At 56.7% G+C, this 18,151-nt stretch carries 22 protein-coding genes and 2 tRNA genes; 13 read left to right on the forward strand and 11 right to left on the reverse strand.

All coding sequences use genetic code 11. The features are described 5' to 3' along the window. Positions 1 to 147: 147 nt before the first annotated feature. From K3165_RS05925 to K3165_RS05945, 5 genes are all read left to right on the forward strand, one after another. Positions 148 to 1,899, forward strand: a complete 1,752-nt coding sequence (locus tag K3165_RS05925; RefSeq protein ID WP_221547848.1) for a helix-turn-helix domain-containing protein — start codon at positions 148 to 150, stop codon at positions 1,897 to 1,899. A 743-nt stretch (positions 1,900 to 2,642) separates the two neighbouring features. After that, positions 2,643 to 3,137 carry a hypothetical protein gene (locus tag K3165_RS05930; protein WP_221547849.1) on the forward strand — a complete coding sequence of 165 codons (495 nt, stop codon included), beginning with the start codon at positions 2,643 to 2,645 and terminating at the stop codon, positions 3,135 to 3,137. A 5-nt stretch (positions 3,138 to 3,142) separates the two neighbouring features. After that, the gene (locus K3165_RS05935; protein ID WP_221547850.1) at positions 3,143 to 5,566 is read left to right on the forward strand and encodes a TcfC E-set like domain-containing protein; all 2,424 of its coding nucleotides are present in this window, start codon (positions 3,143 to 3,145) and stop codon (positions 5,564 to 5,566) included. Continuing rightward, on the forward strand, positions 5,566 to 6,249 hold the full coding sequence (locus K3165_RS05940) for a fimbrial biogenesis chaperone (RefSeq protein ID WP_221547851.1): 684 nt from the start codon (positions 5,566 to 5,568) through the stop codon (positions 6,247 to 6,249). The genes K3165_RS05935 and K3165_RS05940 overlap by 1 nt, the downstream gene beginning before the upstream one ends. Before the next feature lie 304 nt (positions 6,250 to 6,553). After that, positions 6,554 to 6,919 (forward strand): hypothetical protein, encoded by a 366-nt coding sequence (locus K3165_RS05945; RefSeq protein ID WP_221547852.1) that lies wholly within the window; start codon positions 6,554 to 6,556, stop codon positions 6,917 to 6,919. A 161-nt stretch (positions 6,920 to 7,080) separates the two neighbouring features. Here K3165_RS05945 and K3165_RS05950 read toward each other — a convergent pair whose 3' ends face one another. The 3 genes from K3165_RS05950 to K3165_RS05960 all read right to left on the reverse strand — a co-directional run bounded on the left by K3165_RS05950 (position 7,081) and on the right by K3165_RS05960 (position 8,730). Beyond that, entirely contained in the window at positions 7,081 to 7,554 is a 474-nt protein-coding gene (locus tag K3165_RS05950; protein WP_345720537.1) for an antitoxin Xre/MbcA/ParS toxin-binding domain-containing protein, read from the reverse strand. 176 nt (positions 7,555 to 7,730) lie between these two features. Beyond that, on the reverse strand, positions 7,731 to 7,985 hold the full coding sequence (locus K3165_RS05955) for a hypothetical protein (RefSeq protein WP_221547853.1): 255 nt from the start codon (positions 7,983 to 7,985) through the stop codon (positions 7,731 to 7,733). Positions 7,986 to 8,487: 502 nt separating this feature from the next. Next, positions 8,488 to 8,730, reverse strand: coding sequence for an antitoxin Xre/MbcA/ParS toxin-binding domain-containing protein (locus tag K3165_RS05960; RefSeq protein ID WP_221547854.1), 243 nt, complete (start codon positions 8,728 to 8,730; stop codon positions 8,488 to 8,490). 473 nt (positions 8,731 to 9,203) lie between these two features. On the opposite strand from K3165_RS05960, the gene infA reads away from it, so the two are divergent. From infA to K3165_RS05990, 6 genes are all read left to right on the forward strand, one after another. After that, entirely contained in the window at positions 9,204 to 9,470 is a 267-nt protein-coding gene (gene infA / locus K3165_RS05965) for a translation initiation factor IF-1 (RefSeq protein ID WP_221431583.1), read from the forward strand. Positions 9,471 to 9,514: 44 nt separating this feature from the next. Then, positions 9,515 to 9,667, forward strand: coding sequence for a hypothetical protein (locus K3165_RS05970; protein ID WP_221547855.1), 153 nt, complete (start codon positions 9,515 to 9,517; stop codon positions 9,665 to 9,667). Between the two features lie 58 nt (positions 9,668 to 9,725). Next, complete coding sequence (locus K3165_RS05975; protein ID WP_221547856.1) at positions 9,726 to 9,950, forward strand: hypothetical protein; 225 nt, start codon at positions 9,726 to 9,728, stop codon at positions 9,948 to 9,950. Between the two features lie 193 nt (positions 9,951 to 10,143). After that, positions 10,144 to 10,353 carry a cold-shock protein gene (locus tag K3165_RS05980; protein WP_221547857.1) on the forward strand — a complete coding sequence of 70 codons (210 nt, stop codon included), beginning with the start codon at positions 10,144 to 10,146 and terminating at the stop codon, positions 10,351 to 10,353. An 88-nt stretch (positions 10,354 to 10,441) separates the two neighbouring features. Further along, on the forward strand, positions 10,442 to 10,669 hold the full coding sequence (locus tag K3165_RS05985; protein ID WP_221547858.1) for a hypothetical protein: 228 nt from the start codon (positions 10,442 to 10,444) through the stop codon (positions 10,667 to 10,669). Between the two features lie 12 nt (positions 10,670 to 10,681). After that, on the forward strand, positions 10,682 to 10,870 hold the full coding sequence (locus K3165_RS05990) for a hypothetical protein (protein WP_221547859.1): 189 nt from the start codon (positions 10,682 to 10,684) through the stop codon (positions 10,868 to 10,870). Positions 10,871 to 11,002: 132 nt separating this feature from the next. On the opposite strand, the gene K3165_RS05995 is transcribed toward K3165_RS05990, so the two are convergent. The 5 genes from K3165_RS05995 to K3165_RS06015 form a co-directional block, all read right to left on the reverse strand. Then, positions 11,003 to 12,055, reverse strand: a complete 1,053-nt coding sequence (locus tag K3165_RS05995; protein ID WP_221547860.1) for a sensor histidine kinase — start codon at positions 12,053 to 12,055, stop codon at positions 11,003 to 11,005. A 365-nt stretch (positions 12,056 to 12,420) separates the two neighbouring features. Next, a complete protein-coding gene (locus K3165_RS06000; protein WP_221547861.1) occupies positions 12,421 to 12,735 on the reverse strand; it encodes a hypothetical protein in 315 nt (104 codons plus the stop codon). A gap of 63 nt (positions 12,736 to 12,798) precedes the next feature. Next, positions 12,799 to 13,425: a hypothetical protein gene (locus tag K3165_RS06005; protein WP_221547862.1), complete on the reverse strand. Its 627-nt coding sequence runs from the start codon at positions 13,423 to 13,425 to the stop codon at positions 12,799 to 12,801. Between the two features lie 308 nt (positions 13,426 to 13,733). Then, positions 13,734 to 13,809: transfer RNA gene (locus tag K3165_RS06010), tRNA-Thr, on the reverse strand. 26 nt (positions 13,810 to 13,835) lie between these two features. Beyond that, positions 13,836 to 13,909: transfer RNA gene (locus K3165_RS06015), tRNA-Cys, on the reverse strand. Positions 13,910 to 14,023: 114 nt separating this feature from the next. Between K3165_RS06015 and K3165_RS06020 the strand changes: the two genes are divergently transcribed. Then, positions 14,024 to 14,803, forward strand: coding sequence for an acyl-CoA thioesterase (locus K3165_RS06020; RefSeq protein WP_221547863.1), 780 nt, complete (start codon positions 14,024 to 14,026; stop codon positions 14,801 to 14,803). Between the two features lie 227 nt (positions 14,804 to 15,030). After that, the gene (locus tag K3165_RS06025; protein ID WP_221547864.1) at positions 15,031 to 15,738 is read left to right on the forward strand and encodes a transglutaminase-like cysteine peptidase; all 708 of its coding nucleotides are present in this window, start codon (positions 15,031 to 15,033) and stop codon (positions 15,736 to 15,738) included. A gap of 46 nt (positions 15,739 to 15,784) precedes the next feature. On the opposite strand, the gene K3165_RS14160 is transcribed toward K3165_RS06025, so the two are convergent. The 3 genes from K3165_RS14160 to K3165_RS06040 form a co-directional block, all read right to left on the reverse strand. Next, positions 15,785 to 16,576, reverse strand: a complete 792-nt coding sequence (locus K3165_RS14160) for a helix-turn-helix domain-containing protein (RefSeq protein WP_221547865.1) — start codon at positions 16,574 to 16,576, stop codon at positions 15,785 to 15,787. Positions 16,577 to 16,844: 268 nt separating this feature from the next. Next, on the reverse strand, positions 16,845 to 17,639 hold the full coding sequence (locus K3165_RS06035; protein ID WP_221547866.1) for a crotonase/enoyl-CoA hydratase family protein: 795 nt from the start codon (positions 17,637 to 17,639) through the stop codon (positions 16,845 to 16,847). Continuing rightward, positions 17,611 to 18,141 carry a winged helix-turn-helix domain-containing protein gene (locus K3165_RS06040; RefSeq protein ID WP_221547867.1) on the reverse strand — a complete coding sequence of 177 codons (531 nt, stop codon included), beginning with the start codon at positions 18,139 to 18,141 and terminating at the stop codon, positions 17,611 to 17,613. The genes K3165_RS06035 and K3165_RS06040 overlap by 29 nt, the downstream gene beginning before the upstream one ends. Positions 18,142 to 18,151: the final 10 nt, after the last annotated feature.

Genomic DNA, 18,151 nt, shown 5'->3' on the forward strand with positions numbered 1-18,151 from the left:
ATGTAACGTTACAAGCCGTGGGAAACCCCGCGATTTCGAGGGTGAGGCGAAAATTTCCAATCCAACGTTACAAATTTAGCTATTGGTCTTTAAGACTCTTGTAACGCGTCTTCCGATATGAGCAGACTTAGACTTGGGCCTTTTGCGATGGAAAGAAACGACAGTCTCATACGAGAAGTGCGGGCAATTCTGCGCTCGCCCCTCTTTCAGAGGTCACCTAGCCTCACCCGCATTCTGGAGTATTTGCTCTCTAGGGATCTGGCCGGTGACGGCAATCCTACACAATATGATATCGCTCGCGAAGCGCTCGGCAAAGCGGAGGACTTCAACGAGACCGTTGACAGTTCAGTGCGAGTGCAGATTTCTCGGCTGCGGAAGGCGCTATCTGACTACTATCTGACTCATCAGCCTTTGGATGGCTTGTACGTCCATATCCGTGTCGGCGAGTACAGGTTGCGGACCGCCCGAATCGAGATTGCGTATCCTGATATTGCTTCGGCACAGAATCATACGGCCAGTATCGGGGAGGCCCCTACGGCCGCGCCAGAGCAATCGGAAGATGCTGATAAAGCTGAAGAACAAGAGCCTCCCGCACCAGTAGCCGCGAAGGGAGCCGAACCACAAGCGGAAGGTGAGGCAGTCGAGAAAATCCGATCGCAACAGCCTGTTATGGCGGGCGTTGCAATCGCGAGTTTGCTAGCGGTGATTATGCTGGTCGTAGGCATGCCAGCTCCGAGCGAAGGGCTACGCAGCGCAAATGCCGTTCGGCAATCATCGAGCGTACCTTATGTCAGCCTAGAAGTTGGAGCCACGAGTGGTGCGCAAAATGGCCCAGCGCCTGGCAATCTGTCCGACCGCGTAGAAAGGCAAGCCAGAGAGCTGCTTCTGAAATCAATGGTGAGCCGTCTAGCCGACGAAAATTCCGGCCATAGGCCAAATTACGAACTCACCATCACGATCACGCAAGGGCAGGCAGGATCGTTTGGTGCCTCGTTGATCTTGACCGATTCCTCAAAAAAGATCGTATCCGAGCGTTCGATTCTGCCGAGAATGGCGGAATCCGAGCTTGTTGAGGCAGTAATCGACGAGATCACGAGCATAGTTTCTCCTGCGGGCTATATCGTTAGACATATTGGCTCGGAGATCGACGGTGAGCCACTTACAGACTTCGAGTGCTTCGTGCTCTTTGAGAGCGAACGGGCGCAAGCTAATCAAAGATTGTCGATGTTGGACCGCTGTATCGACGCTTACCCAAGCGGAGAGTTCACGCCATACCTCCGCATTCGAAAAGCTTTCGCCCAAGCTCAACAGCGCGTCGTTTCAGGCGACCTCCCGAACAAGGATAATCCAGAATGGAGAACGGTTTCGGCTGTCCTGGACGAGAACCCAGACAATCCTTACGCAAACACCTTGGCAGCAAAGCTCCTAATTGCGAGGCAGCAATGCGAAGAAGCTGCTCCATATGCGAGCAGCGCGTTCTCGCGCGGCCGGACTTATCCTGCGTTGGAACTGGCGGTCACGGTTGATGCTTACGGATGCACCGGCCTCGAAGAATTTCGAAAGTTCTGGGGCGAGCGAATTGCTCGTGTCGCAATGTCGAACCCAGAACCTCACAAGCTGCTCAAGACTTACATCCTGCTCGGTGCTGTAATTTCAGAACAGCCTGACATCGTGAGTAGCATTCGGGATCCGTTCTCGCTTTCAGACGCCAATGACCCCAGCGGGCAATTCAATCTGTCACTCAAGGCAGCTCTTTCGGGAGAAGCCACTAGAGGCGATATTCTGGAGATCGAAAAAACTTTACCAGCATACCTTTTCAATTCCGCGACACGAGAACTTTTCATGTCCCGTGTTAAGCATATCAATTCACTCCAAAGGCGCCCGGAATTGGCTTTGTGACAATCGATTTCGTTCTGATGCAGACGCCGAAGATTTAGGATCGGATTACAGAAAATTAATCTCTCCTCCGTATTTGCGCCTAGTGCATAGGACGGAGAATCGAAATGAATGCCAATTTGAATAAAAAGGTCGCTGGTATCCTTTCCGCGGCAGTGCTCGCACTCGTACCCGCTAGCAGCGCATTCGCTGCAACTCAGGGCGGTTTTGGGGCCACGTCTACTGGCTCAGTTAACATCAACGCTTCAGTCCCCGACAGAGTGCGCATTTCGGGTTTGCAGGACGTCAACCTAACAAATGTCGACCCGCTTTCGACAAACGTGTTCGATGCTCAGGATGTATGCGTTTTCTCGAACACCGCTACGCGCGGCTACTCTCTGACCGCTACCGGTAGCGGCGCCGCAAATGCCTTCACGCTCTCTGCTGGTGGTTCGACCGTACCATATACCGTGGAATGGGCGCCGAGTATCGGTCAGACGAGTGGTAGCACTCTTACGGCTGGAAACGTACAGACCGGATTCACCTCCACAGCTACTCATCAGCTCTGCAACACCGGACCTGCCGGCTCGGCAAGCCTGATTGTGAGACTGGCGAGCGCAGACTTGTCCACGATGCAATCTGGTCAGACTTACACTGGGACTTTGACCCTTCTCGTGCAGCCGGAATAAGGTTTTTGGGGATCGCGGTCGTTGTCCGCGGTCCCTGGCCTTTACCTCATATTAACCATGTTTCTACATAGAAGGGCTATGGCCAATAAGCTTGTCCACTTGCTCTTCCTTTCTATCCTGCTGGCGGCGCCGCTGGCCGGTGAACCACTCCACGCCCAAAATTCCGGAAAGATTCGCGTCAGTGGCTTCTCGGACATAAATTTCGGTGGTTTCCCCCAAGGGGGAGATGCCGTCTCGAGCCAGTCCATTTGTGTCTTCTCGGCAAATTCACTGCCGCTTTATTCGGTTACAGCGATCGGCGCCGGCAATGGCGGTCAATTCGCGCTGACAACTCCGGGCTACGAACTACCTATCGAGATAATGTGGTCTGAATTTGCAGGTCAACAGACTGGTGATCAGCTTCAGGCCTCAGTGGCTTCGCGGTCATTCACTACACTTGCTGTACACCAGAAATGTAACCGCGGTCCTGCTGCAACTGCGAGTTTGATCGTTCGCGTGCGGGAGACCGAAATCGCCAAAGCGGCGTCTGGGATCTATTCGGGCAACGTTACCCTGATTGTTTCGCCCAGCTAGATGCCATGGCTACCGTCTTTTCCTGCTTCCGTTTGGTGTGGATTGCGGCACTAAGCGCCATTTTCACAGCCAGTGCGGTGCACGCGCAATATGTCACGACCGTTCCAGATGGCTTTGAAGACCTAGACCAAGTGCAAAACCAGCTGGTCGACGTCGTTTTCGAAGGCCAATTGATCGGTATTTTCGAGATCGCGGTCGATCGTGAAACGATCACTTTCCGCGACGCTTCACTTTTAGTCGAAGCATTACCGCCGGACCTGCGCAATGAGCGGGTACGCGATGCTCTTTCGGGGCCGTTGGACCGCAACCTAGCTTTGGCCTGTCCACGTAACGCAACCAGCCAGAATTGCGGATACGTTGCGCCAGATATCGCGGGAGTGATCCATTACACTGATCGCTTTGAGATTCAGCTCTTTGTAAATGCCGCCCTTAGGGCGAAGTCGACTGTTCCGGTTTACCTTCCAAAGCCAACCGGGGAACTTAACGTGGTGTCTTACGGATCATTTTTGGCTAGCGGCGGAGGCGTCGATGACCGGCTGCGCCTATCGGCTGATCTCGATACGAATATTAGCGCCGGCGATAAGAGATTCCTGAGCACGCTCACTTATACTGATCAAAACAATCTTCAGATCGACGAAGCTGTTGGTGAGATTGACGCCCAAGGATATCGGGTAGCGGCCGGCCTTCTCTGGTCGCGTGCGGGTGCCGGATACGAGAGGCGACGACTGCTGGGCCTCAGCGTCTCTTCACAGGTCGACACTCGGCTAGACAAAGATCGACTTTTGGGAACGCCTCTAACGGTCTATCTTCAGACACGTGCAAAGGTCGAAGTATATCTCAATGACAGAGTCCTGTTTGCTCAGACACTGCCGGCTGGTAGCAATCAGATTGATACGAGCGCGTTTCCACAAGGGAACTATGAACTATCTTTGAGGGTATCGGAAATCGGCCGCCCCCCTCGGACTGAGACAAGGTTTTTCAGCAAGTCCCAAACGATGCCCCAGATCGGCGCGCCAGTGTTCTTTGCTGAAGCAGGCATCGACCAGCCCCTCTTCGAGGGTCAAATTTCAAGCATTGCCAATGAACAGTTTCTGTCTCGAGCAGGAACCATAGTTCGATTGGATCAGTCTCTAGCCGTTGGCGCTGCGGCTCAATTTGGAGGAAACGAGCTAGAAGCGCGTGCCGTTGCGGCAATTTTCAACGAGAATCTCACACTGGAGCTTATCGGAGGAGCCGGTTCGAAGGGAAGTAAGCTGTTTTCCTTATCTCTAGCTTCCGCTGGCTGGCAATCTTTCAACTACTCAATGGATGCTCGCTACGTGAGAGACGAAAGCGAAGGGCCTAGAGGAAGTATCTTCCGGCTGCGTGAATACGCCCGGGCCAATGGGACAGTCTCATGGACTCACGAGCAACTCCGGCTGTCTATCATCGGTAACCTGCTCAAGCTTAGCAACCGCTCCGATTACTCGATCGCCACCAACGCTCAGTATGATCTAATTCGGCAGAAGAATATGTTGGTCAGCTTGGTGGCGGAACATTCCAAATCTTCGATTGGAGACTCCTGGGCCGTAGGTGTCACGCTGAGGATGTTCGCCAGCAGTCACGGAGCAGAATCGGCCGTCGGCTTCAGCACGGACGCTTTTGGACAAGGCGAAAACGCTGATGGGATCTACAGCATTCACAGTCTGAATGGCGCTGTGGATGTCGGTGATAGTGGCCAACTGAGCGGGTTGGCGACCTATGAGGTCGGGCCCAATATTGAGAGCCTCAGCGGCGCGCTAGAGATGAATGCTCGCAGCTTTGCTTTGAATGGTAGTTTCCTGCGTGACGTCGGCGGCGATCAGAGCGCCTCACAGTATGCGCTTGGTGCCTCAACCGCGCTCATATTCTCCGGCGAAGGGGTGTCAGCTGGAAATCGGGGGACTCGAGACGGGTCACTGCTGGTCAATGTCGAAGGGGCGATGCCCGATGAGAAGTTTGAATTACTGGTTGATGGCCAACTTCAGACAGTAATTGAGGGGGGAGAAAGCAAGCTGATAGTTTTGCCCTCCTATCGCGCCTATCAACTGCGTATTCGGCCCATTCGCAGTAGGCCGATGACCATTGTGGACTCAGTTCGGAATGTGTCACTCTATCCTGGGAACGTCCGCGAGATTGTGTGGCACGTTGCCCGTCGAGTGGCGGTTATCGGGCAGCTCGTAACCGATGGAGGTCAACCTATACCCAATGCTACTCTTCGCTGGGAGAAGGAGGTCGCTGTCACTGACGAGGCCGGATATTTCCAAATCGAGACCGCGCCATCAGCTGAAATTGATGTTCATCCTATCGGAGGCGGGCATCTCGAATTCCAGATGCCTGAGTTCGACGATTCACTGGACTTCATCCGTATTGGGCCGGTTACTTTTAAACAATCGAAAGAAGGAATGTAATGTCGGTTCTGAAAGCAATTTTTTTAGCTTTTCTAGTGGTTGCTCTACCTTCGGCCGCTCATGCAAGCCTCGCGCTGGATCGCGTTATTGTAGACATGGCAAGCGACCAGCCAGCTCGAGCTGATATCGAGTTAACGAACGAGGGCGAAGAGCGCATGTACGTCGCTGTTGAACCATTCGAGATTTTGCATCCTGATACAGAGGAGCAACAACGAATTGAGCTGGATTTAGGGAGCGAGAATACGCTTTTTGTTTCCCCACGCCGCCTGGTCCTTGAGCCCGGTGAAAAGAGGCTTGTTCGTATCGCGGCCATTGGCGCGCGCCCGGCGATTGAGAGGACATTTCGAGTGCGAATTCGCCCAGTGGTCGGAGAAGTGGTTGGCGAGGATGACGGCTTAAAGCTGCTGGTTGGTTACGATACTCTTGTCTTGTTGAGACCCGATTCATTGACCGGACAGCTAGATGTGCAGCGGAAAGGTGATGCAGTTTGGATTCGCAACAATACAAACTCGTCCTACGAATTTTTCGACGGAAAGGCATGTTCCGAGCGCTTGCCGACCTGTCGTGAACTTCGGCCAAACCGTCTATACCCAGGCGAAGTTTGGGAGATCGCTGCCTTGCCTGACGAGAAGATCCAATTTACTCGCATCGTCGAAGGCACAGCCCAGAGGTTCGAGATCTGACCGGGCATAGGGATCCAAGTCGATCATATGCCTTACCATCACTTCTCAGTCGTTGCGGCTCGCGCCGAATTCTTAGAGGCTAACAAGCAACTGTGGCCCGCATTGCAGATGATATTAGAGATGGTTCGTCGCAATTTTCGACGAACTACCTCGTTTAGCTCGCAGCTAGTTGATGCAGACCTTAATAATAAAGCCCTGAAAAATAACATGTAATCTCTACGTAACGTTACATAGGCTGTGTTAAACTACAATTTCGTAGCAGATATGCCCATTCTTCGTTCACTAGTTGAATGGAGCATGCGCAATGAAACTCTTTGCCAAACCGATTTGTATGTTTTTGGCGAGCGTGACAGCGACAATGATTGTCGGCGCATCTGCGGCATTTGCAGGCGGGCACGCTGAAGGCCGAGTGTCGATAAGAGTATCTGTGCTTTCTGATGCAGATGCGGCATCGAGGTCAGCAGCAAAGCGCGTGAACGATCAACGGGGTTGGGCTGGCCTTTGCCAAGCGCTTTCCAGTTCGGACCTATTCAAGATTGTGACATTGGACGGAGACGCAGTTCGCAATGCAGGCAGTTCTTCTTGTGACCTTTCGCGCAAAGTTGATTCGACGGAGGTAGAACATCGGAGCAAGAGCAAGCCTTTGGCGTTAATGGTCAGTCCGATTTAAAGCGGGCGTAGGAGAATTGACGCCAACTGATCTTCTAAAGGTTCGCTCGCAGGGTCAGATTTATCAACCACAGCTTCTTGCCGCTCTTTGCAATTCCAAGGTCCCCACCCCACCCAGTTCGCGACTGATTTGCGGAGGTCGCGCTATATCAGAGGCGTACGCTATCGTCCTTCCTTTGCGGCGATAATTTCATCCGGAAGTTCGTCGAAATCCTCAGATTTCTCGATCTCTTTCTTGAGGGCACCGAACCTTCGATCAGTACTCTCTAGGGGTGGCGCCTCTGCATCGAGGTGCTGGCGAACGATTTGCAGACCCTCGATATCGCCGTCTGTCATACGATCGAGCGCGCTGCGGCCGCCGAAGATGGGCGCCTTGTTCGGCTTTTTCACCCATGCATTAGCGACCTCTTTTCGCGGCAGTAGCTTGTTGATGGCACGGAAGATGCCTAGGACATACGAAATGCGCAGGATCGTCGCCTGGCCGACCTCCGGTCCCTTTCCTTTCTTCCATGCACGCATCGTCTCGCGATCGAGCTGGCCCAAAACGGCTGCCTCGTCGCTCTCGCTAAGATCCCAGGCCTTCGCGATGTTGAAAAATGCCTTCAGCCCAATTCTAGCCGTCCGCTCGTCAATCACAACTATTCTCCATCTGCCCCGAAAAAGGGGAAAGTCCTTCGGTCGATCCCAGTATCAATCATGCGGAGAGCCGAAACAATCGCGATAACTGCGCTTCACCCAATTGCGGAGCAGACGGAAACCATGTTGCAGGCGTCGAGCGGGACCCCGCGCAATAGATCCACGAAAACGACCCCTCAGTCGGGATGGACCGAGAACTCGCCGCGCAAATAATCGAAATAGAATCCGTAAACCCCGCGGCGGCGGTGGCGAATACCCTCGGGCAATGGCTCGTGAGGCAGGCTGGCATCGCGTGCAGCGTCGCGTACGATCCGGTCGAACAGGTTGCCCTCGGGCCAAGTCGCGCAAAGCCTTACATTGCCTATCTTCCAACTAAGCACCCTGCCGTGATCGGCAGTGTATTCCTCCTCCGCCTCGCCCGATCGTTCCAAGCCGCCTTAAAAGTCCCGAGAACGAGAAGCCAGCGCTGTAGACGGGGCGGGCGAGCGTTCTAGGTTAGAAAAATCTGGAATCCTATATTTCGATGTTAATTCACCAAGCATGAGCCGGAGCATCGGTGGCAGGTGACCTTTTCGAAGCCTCCACGCGCGTGCGCGTGTCTCTGCAGAAATTACCGCTCCATGAGCATGTGGAGCACTACGCGCGGGCGCGCGAACATATAGCTAGCTAGAGCGTCCACTCTGGCGCGTTCTCGAAGAAATGCGGACATTCCGCTAACGACCCGATTGCGGACACGTGCGCAAGAACCAGGCTTGGGTGATTGAGGAATATGATCCGGAGCCGGGCGTCGATGTTCGATCGAATGCTTGGACGCCGCGAAAAAGGGCCTCCACTCCCTTGGGGAAGCGGAGGCCTGAAGTTGAAGCGGCGCCGCAAGAACAGCACCACCCCTCGGGTCGCCTCGTTGCAGGCGCACTGCATTCCGCTGTGTCGCTATTCCTTTTTCACGCATGCTTGCAGATACTCGATACCTGCGAGTTCTCCTTCGACACGTTCGCGCCCTTCTTCGCTTTCGATGACGAGGTCGATCGGTCTTCCGCCCAACTGATGATTGGGCTCGTTCATGAAGGAAATTGCAGCCTCTCGCCCTAGGACGATCATTGCCAATCGTGTTGTATCGCTCTGTCGCTTCGCCGCAGCCGGCGTTAGACGCGTTCCCCAATCGCGGTCCGACATCAGGTGTCGACTTCCACGGCGAACTCGAACTGATAAAATGGAAAATCCACATTGCCCTCCTCGTTAAAGCGGGAGCACAACGTATCTCTCAGTCGCAGTACGCTCAGTGGTACCAACTGCGATAATGCAGTGTCTATCAGAGTTGACCGGGCATGTCTTGAAGTAAAAATTTGCTGGTTGTTGGCTAGCTCGGATCATCCAACCCCAAGACTCAACAAATTTCGACATCGCATAAACCCGCAGCGAGCTTACGGCGGCAAGGGCCTGCCAGCAATTTTTACACTCTTCAATATCCGTCATTGTAATTTTTTTGCACGCTGCTATATGGAAATTGCCTAACGTCGTTTGCGACGGATATTGATTGCCACCAGCTACGCACAAGCGTGCTACCCGCACCTCGTCCATTTCATCCTTCTTGGCTCCGCAGCGGTACTCGTCCGCGCGGGTGATTTTTCGTATGCTAGGATGCTTTGTTGGCGAAAGAAGAGCTCATAACGATGGAGGGTGCGATCGATGAGATCCTGCCCGATGGTCGCTTCGGCGTCGTCCTCGATAATGAGCATCGCATCATCTGCTACACTGCAGGCAAGATGCGTCGCTATCGCATCCGATCGGTCGTTGGAGACCGCGTACATGTCGAAATGACGCCATACGATCTGAGCAAAGGCCGGATCGTCTTCCGTGAACGAACACAAGGGCCCATGCCCGCCGGTGCTCGCAAGCGCGGATACAGGCGCTGAGATCTGAAGAAGGCGGCGGGAAGACCCTGCCGGAATTACACATAATGAATACACTAAACGCGCGCGATGCCTCGCGCCCCAAGCTTTCCCTCCGTTTCGGCGCCATCCATGCGCAGCGTGGTGCGCGGGAAAACGCCAATCCTGGCCTCATGGCAACCGCCGAGCTGCGACGTGTCGTCGCAACGATGATCGACTGAGCCACAAACAACTTTCGCGGCCATGCATCAGCATCCCCGCCACTACAGGAGAACTGTCATGGACCTGAATCATCAATACGCCCAGCACCAACGGGCCCTCATGAGTGCCGAACGTGCTGCAAACGATGACGACCGCCTCGCCAAACTGGTGAAGGCTTCACACATTGCCGGACGCATAAGCGAATTCCAGCACGGACTGGGCGCTGCCGCAGCCTGTGCCTGGAGCAAAGCGCAATTTGCCAATCCGGCAACCCTGACGACAGGCTTCGAAGCAACTCACTAGTAAGTGAGACTTCTGTCGCCCAAAAAAATGCTCACGTTGAATTTCGACGGATATCGACGCCTGGCTAAGCAATCGGACATCTCCGGTTCGCGCGCCTTCAATACGGCGACCTCCTTTCAATTGACGACTTGACGCACGAACCCGGCTCGCAATCTCGCCAACCGGACACAAACGTTTCTTGAAAGGAAACGAAATGACTACTGGTACCGTAAAATTCTTCAACAGCGACAAGGGCTACGGTTTCATCCAGCCCGATGACGGCTCGGCCGACAGCTTCGTCCACATTTCTGCCGTCCAGGCGGCAGGTATGGCGACACTCGATAAGGAGCAGCGCCTCAACTACGAAGTTGAAACCGGCCGCAACGGCAAGGCAAGCGCGGTCAATATCTCGGCTGCCGACTAATCAGCTTACCCGAGTTCCTCTCGCGTGCTTTTGCGACCCGGCACGCGAGGGGGACACCCGTATATGATCCAGACTTGAGAGATGCACATTGTACCAATCGTTCGAATTTTACGAAGCGCGTGCGCAAGAAGCAGCTCTCGAAGCCGAGGCGGCGACGCTCGACAATGTCAAAAATCGCAACCTGCGTGCCGAGAAGTCGTGGACAAGGCTTGCTGAACTTGCGCGAAAAGTAGCGACAGACCGCGCAAAGGCCGAGCAAACCAAGGCGGAAAAGCGAGATGCCGAGCTTGCCCTGCAACTCTCGCAATTGAGCTAGAGCGAGGCTGCCATGTCTCTGCCCAAGGGATTTGCCATGTTCCGCCGAACCGACGGCACGGCTGCTGCTTGCCGGGTTTCGGCAATCCTTTTCGTCGGGAAAAACGAACGCGGTGTCGTTCTGAACTTCGCGGGCGGTGCACAGGTCAATGTGCATGAAGACTTCGATGAAGTGATGGCCTTGCTATCAGCAGAAGCTTGAATGGCAACGGCTGCGTCCGCTTTCCACCCACCTGGTGACGCTTTCACCGAGCTAGGAATGTGCCAGGAGCTGACGGGCGGCTAACGACCCGATTGTGGACATTCTGCTAAGCTCGAACTTGAGAAACCGTACTCAGTGTGCGGCTTGCTGCTCTGAAATATTCTCGCAGGTCAGCTCGGACCTGAAGCCGACCATTGCGGGACCGGCCGAGTGAACCGCGCCCGCCTGCATTGCAAAGGCTTCCATCAGCTTAGACCCGAGGCCCTTCTCGTTCTGGCCCTTGGAATCGAGCCCCAGCCCATCATCCTCGATCGTCAGACTCCAGTCTCCTTCCTTTGCATGGAAATACACGCCAATCGTTCCGCTTCTGCCTTCGGGGAAGGCGTACTTGAGCGCGTTGGATATCGCTTCGTTCATGTACAGACCCAGGGCGGCTGCGATCTCACGCGGCAGCTTGCATCGGTCGATTTCCCGAAAGAGTCGCACACCCTTCGGTAGAGCCGCGCTTTCGAGCCGATCAAGCAGACTGTCCATGAACACCTTTGTATCGACCTCAATGGTTTCTGATTGCTCTAGTGCAAGTTCCGAATATGCGTCCGCGAATGTTCGAACGCGGCCCGCTGCATCGTTCAGATGTTCATGAATGAGTGGGTCGGTGGCACTTCGCTTCTGTATTTCCAGCATGCTGGCAACGAGGGCGAAATTGTTCTTGGTGCGATGCTCGAGGTCGGCAAGCAGGATCAAGCGGCGATCCGCCGCAGCCTGAATTTCATCGACGGTCCGACGTGCCGCTCTTCGAAACGCTTCAGCAAAAATTACAACGATAAGGCAGCATGCCGCATTAAGGGCCACCCGCGGCGGGTCTGCCGGATCGATAAACTGAAACCCGCGGGTCTCGGGAAGAACAAAATACCATGCCCAGACGAACGTTACCGCGAATGCGGTCACTCCTGCCTGCCAGTGACCATAGAGTGTTACTAGCAACAAGGTTGGATATATAAGGGCAAAGGGACCCGACGTCGGAGCCCATAAATCGAAAACCGAACGCAGACTGATCATTGCGGCCGAGCACAATACCCCGAAAGTGATCTGGGCGGCGAACTGGCCCTGCCTAGTTAGGAACTGGTGGGTAACGTCAAATTGCGCGAGACGCTGCATGACAAACTTCCCGGGCGAAAAATGCATCCGGAGGCCAATTGCAACCGAAGCGTCGATACCCTTCCGCCCATCGACATTAACACACTAGGCCAGTTGGGAATATAAGTCGATGGCGGACTCTTTGCGTAGAAAATACATATGCATGCAGACTGTGTTGGTATTGCGGCAGGTGAGAGTGGCTCGCAGCTCAAAATTCAGCCGATCACCACATAGCGTCTACGAATGACTTCTCTGAATTTTCAAAGCGGGGGACGTCCGTTTCCCACCCAGTTCGTGGCAGCTTCACCGAGCTAGCGCCGTGACAGGAACGGACAGGCAGCTAACGACCGCGCTTGCAGACATTAGGCCGCGGCTTTCACTCACTCATTGGGCACAACTTCGTATCTCTCTCTCTAGGCCTTCAGAATCCGTCGGCGAGCCAAGAGAAAGAGAAGGCTCGGCCAAAAGACCGTGTTCGCGACGTCGACCATGGGAGCAAACAGGCCGAAGTGTTTGTCAGGGGTGAAGAGATCTGCCAGTTCGTTTGCGAAAGCAAAGAGATAGACCAGACCGATGGGAACCCACGATCTCATTCGGCGCCTGAAGAGCAACGACCCCAGAAAGAAGATTAAGAGGCCGGCGTGAAGGTGTAGCAGGGCTTCAGACGCGGCGAAGTAGTCGCCTATTGCACGCTTGGTCTCGGAATAGGTGATGAACCAGTTTGCCATCGTGGCGTCCTAGTGAGAAGAGAATTGGGTGTCACTGCGAATGTGGCAATCTCACTACGTCGGCTACCTGATCTGGAAATCAAGCAACGTAAAGCGAGCCGGCCCTGTCGCATAAACCCCGTGCCCCCGTCCGCCGGACCAGCCCATTACAAACCCGACCTTTTCCGCATTCTCCAAAGCTGCGCGAAATCCACGCATGTTTTGCATGCGACCACCGGTCACCGGGATCCAGTCATCGGCCAAATCAACGGTGAGCGTGTGCTGACCTGGCGAAAGGGGTACCGTTTTCTCGGGTGCCGAATACCACCGATACGCGGAGTACTTTCCGCGGCCTGACCAATTATCGCCCTCCCTCTGAAAGTACAGGCTCAGGATGGCTTGCGCCCCGGGCTTTTCGTTGGGGATAAAGCGCGTGCCTGGTGAAGCATCGATGCGATAAGTTATGGTCATGCTACGAGCGTACGTGAGTGGGCCCGTCTGCATCGTGATATATTTTACCTTAGCTTGCCGACTGGTTGGAAAGTCGAAGGCGGGTCCTGCATGGGCAACAGACATCACAGCGGGCATACCCACCGAATAGTTTTTTCCTCGGATTTCAGGGCCGATTTGCCATTCTGAATTGGCTTCAGAAGCAAAGACAGAGGCAGACAGGAGCGTTGCTGAAGTCAGAATGAGAACACGGATACTCATGCATCCGACATCGCATTGTGGAGGTTTCTCGGCACTGAACGCTCGTATTGAAGCGGTACCTAGCCTGCTGATGTCACGTCCATCGTCTGCTTGCCACCCAGTAGCAGACTTACAGCCTCCCACGTGACGATCCTGAAAGCTGCCGCTCAAAGGTCCTCAAGTTTGAAAGCTGCGCACCCAAGATTGTTGGTGGGGATTCAGTGGGACCGGGCCATTCACGTGCTCAAAGCGCCCCAAGCAGGACCCAAGCGCGCGACCAGCCGAACGGCCCTTCCGCAGTAAGGTTCGAGTTTTGCTTCTGAAAGGGGTGGTGCCGCTTACGTGACTCGAACACGTGACCCCATCATTACGAATGATGTGCTCTACCAACTGAGCTAAAGCGGCACATTCTCTTGCAAAAGGAAGAGAAGTGGAGGCCCGAGCCGGAATCGAACCGGCGTGCAAGGATTTGCAGTCCTCTGCGTAACCACTCCGCCATCGGGCCTCACCCGACCTCTCGGAACGGGAAGCGGCCCACTAGCGATTCTCGGAAAGCTTTGCAATCGCCTTACGTAACGTCAGTCTGGACGAAGGGGCGAAGGCGGGCAATGAGTGGCAAATGAGTATCGCCAGCCTGACCGATCCGATCACCGCCGAGGGCGGGAATACCCGCTTCGAAAATCTCGAACACTGGCTTCAGGGCCGCACCATGTATGGCGGAGCCTCCGCGCTCGTCGCCTATACGGCCGCGATCAAGGCGTTCACCGACCTGCCTCCTCTGCGCGCTGCGCAGGTAGCCTTCGTCGCGCCGACCGGGCCGGAAGTGGAGCTAAAGCGCGAGATCGTTCGGCAGGGCCGAAATGTAGCCCAGGTCCGCAGCGAAATCTGGTGCGAGGGCAAATGCACCCTCACCGCCTTCTGGCTGTTCGGCACCGAGCGCGAGCCCAATGCGGTGCACGAAGCGGCTCCGGTCGACAACTGGCCCGGCCCGCCCGAGGAGGCGCCCTACACGATGACCGACAAGGGGCCAGCCTTCATCCGCCACAATTTCGAACTCAAGCGCGCGCAGGAGCAGCGCGGACCGGGCGATCCGGTGGTGCGGCGCTGGGCGCGGTTGGCCGACCGCGAAGGGCTCGATCCGGTCAGCGAGCTGATCCTGCTCGGCGACGTCCTGCCGCCGGGTGCCATGCGGGCAATGCAGCGGCAGGGGCCGATCAGTTCGATCAACTGGTCGTTCAACCTGCTCGAAACCGCGCCCTCGACCCGCGATGGCTGGTGGCTGTCCGAAAACGCCAGCCAGCATGCAGCGGGCGGTTATTCCTCGGAACGGCTGCGGCTGTGGAATGCCGATGGAAAGCAGGTCCTCGACGGGATGCAATCGGTCGCGATCTTCGGCTGATGTGAACCACTGCGACGCGCGGTGCAGCAATCGCGCGGGAGCGACCGAACGCCAGCTTGCCTGATCACCCGATGGCTGCCAGTTTGCGCAGCGACGGGACACGCATGACAGGGCTTTCTATCAGGACCGCGTTTGCAGCGACGCTTGTTTCGGCAGGCGCGATGCTGTGTGCGCCACTTGCCCATGCGCAGTTTGCAGAGCAGGCCCTGCAGGTACCGCCTGCATGCTTGGCCGAGAATCCTCTGCCCGAGCCAGCCCCGCCCGCCGAGCCGGACGAAGACGCCTACGTCATGCCGACCACAGGTTTCGTCTTCACCCTGCCATCGCAAGAAAGCGAGATAGCCACAGAGCCGGAAGCCCCCCGCGCCCTTCACCATTGCGCACCGCCGCTGCCGGTGCCTCCCGTACGACCGACAGCGCCGAGCCTCTTCAGCATGACCGCGCTGCCCGTGGGAGGCGGCACCGTGCCGACGCGCAAGTGGGACGCAGCAAGGCTTGCGCGGCTGACCGTCCAAGCCGGCCCGTGGAATGCGATGCTGGCCGAGGCGATCGCCAGCCCCTCGCGCGATCCGCTGCTGGCGGTCAACAACTGGGTCAACTGGAACCTGCGCTACCAGGACGACGCCTATGGTGACCAATGGTCGAGCGCTCCTGCCACCCTCGCCCGCGGCTATGGTGACTGCGAGGATTTCGCGCTGGCGAAAATGGCGCTGCTGGAGAAGCTCGGTGTGCCGGGCCACGACATGTACCTCGTGGTCCTGCGCGACCGGCAGGATGTCGAGCACGCGATCCTTGCGGTGAAGCGCGGCGGTCGCCTGATGGTGCTGGACAACCGGACCGACAAGGTGCTGCCAGCTGAGCTGGTGCACGATTACCGGCCGATCATGAGCTATTCGGGGCCGTTTTCGTGGATCTATGGCGAGAGGGCGCGCTAAATCTCTTTGACAGCGGTGCAGGAATTCCTGCGAATTGGCACAGGCCTCAGGCGACCTCGCTCGGCGCTTGGAGAACCTGCATGGGTTTGCCAGCGATCTCTGTCCGGGCCTTGGCTGCAGCCCACAACACCGGATGGGGTTCTGCCGCGAAGGCACTCGGGGTCGCATCCATGAACCGGCGGAAATCGCGAATGAAATGCGGTTGGTCGACATATTGGGAATCGAGGGTGTCGATCCACGAAAGAGAGGGGTCCAGCATGAACTGGGCTAGGCTTCGCAGGAAGCGCTGCCGGCGCAGCAGGAGGTTCGGGCTGAATCCGAAGGCGGATAGGGACAGCCGCTCGAGCGCACGAACCCCGATCCCAACCTTCTCGGCAAGTTCCTTCACCGTGGTAACGGCGGGATCGAGCAATGCGCAATGGGCCTTGAAGATAGTGTCTTCCCTGGCAGCCGGCTGGCCCAGCATGCCAATCAGGTGCGCGTCGATCCGTCCCGTCACGTCGGCAAAATCCCTCCCGGCCCGCTCGCAAGAGAGCAATGGGGCAAAGTTGTAAAGAGGACTATCGCGGCCGAGAATCTCCCAGTGGTCGGCGAACTCGCATGCACGGATGCCGACGAAACGCGCCCAGCCGAGCGGCAACAGGCTGATCGTCCAATAGCGTCCCGGGGCCAGCGAGAAGCGTGTCGCATGACTGGTCGGACCGATCGCACATATCGGATTGCAGACCTTTAAGGGGCCGGGCCCAGTGCAGGCAGCCATATCGCCTCCCACCGTCATGCGAACGTTGGGCCATTCCGGATAGACCTGATCGAAAACCGTCTGCCTGTTCTTTTCCACTACGGTCAGCGAATAGGTGGAAATATACGGGCGCAACCGCTCAGCGGGCAGCGCGTAGCTGACCGAGACGCCTTGGTTCGCGCTGGCGGTTCGATTTAGAACTGCGCCCCCCTTGGGTGTTAACGTTCACCGAACTAGCTACAGGGCCGGGGGCTCCAGTTCCAGTAGAAGGTTGAACGGTGCGGCGGATGTCCTGCACACGATCCTAACTCGAGGACTGACCGCGTCGTCGAAGATCCGCAATCGGAAGCGCTTCGAAGATGCCGCGTCAAACGTCGGTAAAGTTGGGCGCTCGCTTCTGCATGCCCGCCATGACCGCTTCGATCTGGTTGGGCTTGCGCATCACTGCGTCCTGCTCGACGCTTTCGGCCATCAGGATCTCGTCGCCCGTTTTCTCGAACATCGCTTCGGAGAGGCGCTTGGCGCCGCGGATGGCTTCGGGATTCCGGTTGGCGATCTCGTTGGCGATGTCGTTCGCCTTGCCCAGCGGATTTTCGGTCACGTGAGTAGCAAGACCGTATTCCTTTGCCTCTGCACCGGTGAACTCGCGGTTGGTGTAGACCAGCTCGCGCAGCACGTCGTCGCGGATAAGGCCGCGCCACAAATTGTAGCCGCCCATGTCGGGGACGAGGCCCCATTTCAGCTCCATGATCGCCATGCGCGTTGCCGGATGGACCACGCGGATGTCCGCGCCGCTCGCGATCTGCAGACCGCCGCCGAAACAGACGCCGTGCACCGCTGCGATCACCGGCACGGGACACTTGCGCCAGGTCATTGCCGCTTCCTGCGCCCTGTTGGCATTGCCATGCGTGCGTTCCGCGAGCGGCTTGCGATCCCCGTCGGCAGTGAAGCTCGAGATGTCGAGCCCGGCGCAGAATGCCTTGCCCTCGCCCGCAAGCACCACAACGCGCAGCCCCTTCATCGTGCGCAGCTTCTCGCCAGCCTCGATGATCGCATCGAACTGCGCCGGGTCGAGCGCGTTCATCTTGTCGGGACGGTTGAAGCGGACCTGCGCAACGCCGTTGTCGGCAAGGTCAATCGTAACGCGGTTCTCGGTGGTCATGGCGTTCCTGCACTCTGCGGTATTCGGAAGCCTCCTCCTGCGTCATCGCGCCGCGAGTGTCCAGCGCGCGCCCAGCAACGACGCGGATCGCCTCGGCATCACCGTATCGGCGCGAGCCCAGCTGGTAACCGCCATCGGGATGCGTGTGGACCAGCCAGCCGAGCTGCGAGACCGCCAGCTTGGCGCGCAGGCGGGAGACGTGAACCTCCAGCGAATTCGTCTCCGGGTCGTGGCGCAGACGCCAGACATCCTGCAGCAATTCCTTGCGACTGACCTGTCGGTGCGGGGTCTCCGCCAGCCGCCAGAGCAGTCCGAATTCGCGCGGATGGAGGCCGATCCAGCGGTCCTTCAATCGCGCATCTCGGTGGAAGAGGTCGAGCACCAGCGGTCCGGCGCGGCGCTGTTGCGGAATGCTTTTAGCAAGCCCTTCCAGCTTGAGCAGGGCGGGAATGCCTCGCGGCAAATCCTCGCAGCGGAAGAAGGAATGCAGTGTCCAGCCCATGAGCCGGAGG

The organism is Qipengyuania xiamenensis, assembly GCF_019711495.1.
GTDB classification, from domain to species: domain Bacteria; phylum Pseudomonadota; class Alphaproteobacteria; order Sphingomonadales; family Sphingomonadaceae; genus Qipengyuania; species Qipengyuania xiamenensis.

What these genes read in the sequence shown, in the direction of transcription:
- K3165_RS06000 (WP_221547861.1), bottom strand. Translation starts at nt 12,735, where the DNA reads ATGGCAAACTGGTTCATCACCTATTCCGAGACCAAGCGTGCAATAGGC.
- K3165_RS05940 (WP_221547851.1), top strand. Translation starts at nt 5,566, where the DNA reads ATGTCGGTTCTGAAAGCAATTTTTTTAGCTTTTCTAGTGGTTGCTCTA.
- K3165_RS05980 (WP_221547857.1), top strand. Translation starts at nt 10,144, where the DNA reads ATGACTACTGGTACCGTAAAATTCTTCAACAGCGACAAGGGCTACGGT.
- K3165_RS06035 (WP_221547866.1), bottom strand. Translation starts at nt 17,639, where the DNA reads ATGACCACCGAGAACCGCGTTACGATTGACCTTGCCGACAACGGCGTT.
- K3165_RS06005 (WP_221547862.1), bottom strand. Translation starts at nt 13,425, where the DNA reads ATGAGTATCCGTGTTCTCATTCTGACTTCAGCAACGCTCCTGTCTGCC.
- K3165_RS06020 (WP_221547863.1), top strand. Translation starts at nt 14,024, where the DNA reads ATGAGTATCGCCAGCCTGACCGATCCGATCACCGCCGAGGGCGGGAAT.
- K3165_RS05970 (WP_221547855.1), top strand. Translation starts at nt 9,515, where the DNA reads ATGAATACACTAAACGCGCGCGATGCCTCGCGCCCCAAGCTTTCCCTC.
- K3165_RS05930 (WP_221547849.1), top strand. Translation starts at nt 2,643, where the DNA reads ATGGCCAATAAGCTTGTCCACTTGCTCTTCCTTTCTATCCTGCTGGCG.
- K3165_RS05990 (WP_221547859.1), top strand. Translation starts at nt 10,682, where the DNA reads ATGTCTCTGCCCAAGGGATTTGCCATGTTCCGCCGAACCGACGGCACG.
- K3165_RS05925 (WP_221547848.1), top strand. Translation starts at nt 148, where the DNA reads ATGGAAAGAAACGACAGTCTCATACGAGAAGTGCGGGCAATTCTGCGC.
- K3165_RS05995 (WP_221547860.1), bottom strand. Translation starts at nt 12,055, where the DNA reads ATGCATTTTTCGCCCGGGAAGTTTGTCATGCAGCGTCTCGCGCAATTT.
- K3165_RS05945 (WP_221547852.1), top strand. Translation starts at nt 6,554, where the DNA reads ATGAAACTCTTTGCCAAACCGATTTGTATGTTTTTGGCGAGCGTGACA.
- K3165_RS05935 (WP_221547850.1), top strand. Translation starts at nt 3,143, where the DNA reads ATGGCTACCGTCTTTTCCTGCTTCCGTTTGGTGTGGATTGCGGCACTA.
- K3165_RS05975 (WP_221547856.1), top strand. Translation starts at nt 9,726, where the DNA reads ATGGACCTGAATCATCAATACGCCCAGCACCAACGGGCCCTCATGAGT.
- K3165_RS06040 (WP_221547867.1), bottom strand. Translation starts at nt 18,141, where the DNA reads ATGGGCTGGACACTGCATTCCTTCTTCCGCTGCGAGGATTTGCCGCGA.
- K3165_RS05960 (WP_221547854.1), bottom strand. Translation starts at nt 8,730, where the DNA reads ATGTCGGACCGCGATTGGGGAACGCGTCTAACGCCGGCTGCGGCGAAG.